We start from the raw sequence: 4,438 nt of genomic DNA on the forward strand, positions 1-4,438 counted from the left end.
CAATAGCTTGTAATAATACCAATTCACGAAAGTGTGACAACACTTTTGTGAATTAAACACCAAACCCAGTAAGGTTTTGAGATTCCCAAAATGGCGTTGCCATTTTGGGAATTGGTATAACGTCAGCTCGGGATAAGGATAATGACAAAAAAAGGGGAAACTCGATAAGCTGAAAATAAAAAAACCAAATTCAGCGAAGTAACTCCCATGACTAATAGTTTAGAAAAACCTTTCGGTCACGTCGATGATTTTTGCCAAATATAGCAGTAGCCAGTTATATTAGGACAAAAACAAAACCCAGAAGAGTGCTGCGGCGCGAAGCGCCGCAGCACTCTTCTGGGTTTTATGTCTTAACTTATTTGGCTATAGCTATATTTGAACCAAAATGGCGACAATCATTGCTGGGCAATGGAATACAGCCAAAACAAAGGTCACGATATCTTTGCATGAGTGAAATTATGGCGATTCCGATCTACCTGCCTGCATATTTGTCCCAATGGAATGGGCTTTGCCCAATTCTGCTTAAACCGAACTCACGTTAATATAGCTCGTACTTCATCAACTGACAGGGCAAAGCTCCATTAAATACCGCCGTTCGTTCCGCACACTTCAATCCAATCGTTTGCGATAGCTGTTTATTACCACTCAGGACAAAAGCAGTCCAACCCTTAAATTGCTGCTTGAGAACATTTCCTAATAGCTTATAAAAAGCGCCCAAATCACTATCACGCCCTAATCTCTCACCATAGGGAGGATTGCAAAAAACAACCCCACTATCCGCAGGCGCAACAACTTCCGCCAGATCTAATGCGGAGAAATAAACGTGATTGGCTAAGCCGCAATTTTTAGCATTAATAATTGCTTGATCAACCACTTCAGGATTGCGATCGCTACCCCAGATCGGCGCAGGTAAAGCATCTAAACGATTATCGTCAGCTTCTTGAATTAGTCTCGCTAAAAGTTCCTGATCGAAATCTAGCCAAGTCTCAAAGCCAAAATGTTCACGAAACATTCCAGGGGCAATATTGAGGGCTTTTAAACTCGCTTCTAGTGGCAAGGTTCCCGATCCGCAGAGGGGATCATAAAACATTTGATCGGGTTGCCACCCTGACATCTGAATGAGCGCAGCCGCAAGGGATTCCTTTAAAGGTGCAGCTCCCACCGCAGGACGATAACCGCGACGGTGAAGGCTATTGCCAGAGCTATCGAGGCTAACGGTGCAACCATTGTCATCAATATGCACACCGATTCGCAAATCGGCTTCATGGGTATCTACATCCGATCGCTCACCAAATCTATCCATCTGCTGATCGACGATCGCATTTTTGACTTTGAGCGCTGTGAAATGCGTATGATTGAGCTGATCGTTTTTGCCCGTAGCATTCACAGCCAAGGTCATTTCAGGGGTTAAAAATTCTGACCAGTCGATCGCTTTAATCCCTTGATAGAGATCATCCGCATCAAGGCAATCAAATTGATCGAGGTGCATTAAGATGCGGAATGGAAGTCTTGCCCAGAGATTGACGCGATAAAGTAAAGTGCGATCGCCTTCAAAGCTAACACCACAAAATCCCGCCTCAACGGAATGCGCACCTAATTGTTCTAATTCCTGTGCTGCAAGCGCTTCTAAGCCCCTCGCCACAGTCGCAAAATATTGATTCATGAAACCATCATAATTTAAAGGAGGATGAATTACCGAAATATATTTTGGTTAACTGGCGATCGCCAATCTATGGTTCTTACTTTTTTTACAGCAATTATCGATCAAACGAACCACAAAGAAATTCTTGAAAGCGTTGCTTAGCAACGCTTTCAAGAATTTCTTTGGTTTGGGCTTGAGCGCAAAGCGCTGTAATAAAGGAACTTAACCCCGTAAATCCTCTAACTTTTGCCATGCCTCGCCACTGCTGATAATCTCTCTGGCATGGGCGATCGCCTCTTCAATCTCACCATGTATTCCATAGAGCCAGAGATAAAAGCCACAGTTCCACAATACGGAATTGAGATATTCGGAAGGCTCCGCTTTGAGGGCAGAGAGGATTTTGGTGGCTATTTCGGAAGCATCGCCGATCGCTGGATCTTCGGGAGTAAATCCGTAGTTTCTTGCCGATAGGGTCAATCGCTCAAAGCGATCGCCACGAGTGATACCGATAATAGCCGTACGCGATCGGGCTAAATCGACACTCCCCTCCCAACCCTTGACCGTAGCAAATTCGGTAATGTCATGTAGCGCAAAAGCTTCGCGGATATTTGTCTCCGTCGGTGGATGCACAAAGCCTGACACGATCATTTGTTTGCCTTGATAGGGAGACCACATTAGCTCAAGGGTGGCGAAAGGTGGGCGTTTCCCAATCTGATCGCGATAGGGAACGATACTTTGAGCGAGGGGAAAATGCTTAGGTAAATAAACAAAGCCCAGAAGGTGAGTCTCCAAGTTTTGCCGTACCTGTTCGATGCTCAGATCTTGCCAATTTAAGCCTAGGGCTTGCCAGATTTCCATAAAGGGCAATCCCTCTTTAGTCGGCATCCGATCGCCGCCATGCATCAGAACGGGGATTCCTGCGGCTGCCAACATGATCGCCGTTGCAGGACTAACAGGTGCGGTCTTCGATCTACCATCGTAGGGCGAACCTAGCACTAGAACTTTTTTTTCCGAAGCGATCGCCTCCACCTTTGCCCCCAGCAATTTGTAAGCATCCAGCATTCCCGCTAATTCTTCACCGTTTGGACGCTTAATGCGATGGGCGATCATAAATGCACCAATTTGGGCAGGGGTGGCAACCCCTTGTAACATCATGGTTGTGGCAGTTTCTGCCTCTTGGCGTGTCAAGCTTTTGCTGGTATGGGTACCGCTACCAACTTTACGCAAAAATTCGCGAAATTCTTTACTCATTACTATTTGATGAATTTAAGACAAAAGTTGGTCAGATGTTGAATTATAGACCAGAAATTAGTGACTATCTATAGCTGTCGCCAAGTAATACCAATTCCCAAAATGGCGTTGCCATTTTGGGAATCTCAAAACCCTACTGGGTTTGTTTTCTAATTCACTAAAGTGTTGGCGCACTTCAGTGAATTGGTATAACTTGGTTTAAGAGAGTGGCGGTGCGAAGCATCGCTACTCTCTTAAACCAAGTTACTTACAGCAATTATCGATCAAACGAACCACAGGAAAATTTTTGAAAGCGTTGCTAAGCAACGCTTTCAAAAATTTCCTTGGTTTGGGTTTGAGCGCAAAGCGCTGTAGATTAAAAGGCACTCTTAAGAATGGTAGGACGACTCTGACCAATCATCTGACTAGCGAGTTTGCAAAAATATTGAATTGGTGGAATTTGGATGCGATCGCTAGTGGTAACTAAAACGATCTCGCGAGTGAGATTCGGTTCGTTAAGCGATCGCACTACGAGATCGGGATCGCCAATTAATTCCACCACAAAAGTTTCGGGTAAAAGGGCGACTAAACTCCCTTGCTTAACGACCCCACGAAAGGCTTCTAAAGAATTTAACTCAAGGGCAGCATTTAAAGAAATCCCCTGACGATTAAACTGATCTTGGACAAGACGTTGTAAACCATAACCGTCCTTAAATACTGCCTGCGGACAATTATGTAAATCTCGCCAAGACAAAGTTTCTTTTTTACTAAGCGGATGTTTTGCGGGTAGCAGCAGTTGAATTTTTTCATCGTATAGATGTTCGACTACCATGTCTGAGCTTGCTGTCAAAAAGGGATTATTCATAACGATCGCGATATCAATTAATCCATCTTTGAGAACCTTGAGGGCGCGATCGCTGCCTAAAGTAGTCACCCGTAGCTGCACATTGGGATAGGTCTTAGCAAAGGTTTGGAGGATGGGTGGTAACTGATAGGCACATGCCGAAGGAATTCCCGCCACACAAAGCTCGGTTTGTTTGCCTGCACGTAAATCGCTTAACTCCTGCTCCGCCGTCGTCCAGATCTGGCAAATTTTCTTTGCATGGATTAGCAGGCGATCTCCTCCTACAGTCAACTTAGCATTGCCCTGTCGGTGAAAAAGGGTGATTCCCACAGTTGCTTCCAGCGACTGCACCTGCCGACTGATGGTTGACTGACTCACCCCGCACTTTTGTGCCGCCTGCTGGAAATTTCCTGTTTCTGCAACTGCCAAAAAAGCCTGTAACTGTTCCAAACGCATGGGAAGTCAAGAATAACTGCTGATAATTAGCTTTTATTTAGTTCGATCTACAGAGTTTGCTAATCAAACTGAAATAAATCTATTAACAGCTATTAAGCCGCTTCTAGGACTTTAAAAAAGTAGCATGTGTAACAAGAATTTATAGCATTACTTTCAAAAACTATAGCAATCCTCAATCATTTGTAGTTTTTTGGTTTTGTGGAAGCGCACCCTTTTTGGGGTGCGCTTCCACAAAACATTTAGGATTGCTATAGCTGTCGCCAAGT

Annotated in this window: 3 protein-coding genes; all 3 read right to left on the reverse strand. The window is 44.5% G+C overall.

Annotation, left to right across the window (positions count from 1 at the left end; all coding sequences use genetic code 11):
* Positions 1-538: 538 nt before the first annotated feature.
* Positions 539-1,663, reverse strand: coding sequence for a class I SAM-dependent RNA methyltransferase (locus AC805_RS15230; protein WP_055076209.1), 1,125 nt, complete (start codon positions 1,661-1,663; stop codon positions 539-541).
* 201 nt (positions 1,664-1,864) lie between these two features.
* On the reverse strand, positions 1,865-2,893 hold the full coding sequence (locus AC805_RS15235) for an anthranilate phosphoribosyltransferase family protein (RefSeq protein WP_055076210.1): 1,029 nt from the start codon (positions 2,891-2,893) through the stop codon (positions 1,865-1,867).
* A gap of 355 nt (positions 2,894-3,248) precedes the next feature.
* Positions 3,249-4,172, reverse strand: coding sequence for a LysR family transcriptional regulator (locus AC805_RS15240; RefSeq protein WP_055076211.1), 924 nt, complete (start codon positions 4,170-4,172; stop codon positions 3,249-3,251).
* Between the last annotated feature and the right edge of the window lie 266 nt (positions 4,173-4,438).

Source organism: Pseudanabaena sp. 'Roaring Creek' (assembly GCF_001402795.1).
GTDB lineage: Bacteria > Cyanobacteriota > Cyanobacteriia > Pseudanabaenales > Pseudanabaenaceae > Pseudanabaena.

Bases quoted from the DNA above. Each gene is read 5' to 3' on its own strand.
- AC805_RS15230 (WP_055076209.1), bottom strand. From the start codon at position 1,663: ATGAATCAATATTTTGCGACTGTGGCGAGGGGCTTAGAAGCGCTTGCA.
- AC805_RS15235 (WP_055076210.1), bottom strand. From the start codon at position 2,893: ATGAGTAAAGAATTTCGCGAATTTTTGCGTAAAGTTGGTAGCGGTACC.
- AC805_RS15240 (WP_055076211.1), bottom strand. From the start codon at position 4,172: ATGCGTTTGGAACAGTTACAGGCTTTTTTGGCAGTTGCAGAAACAGGA.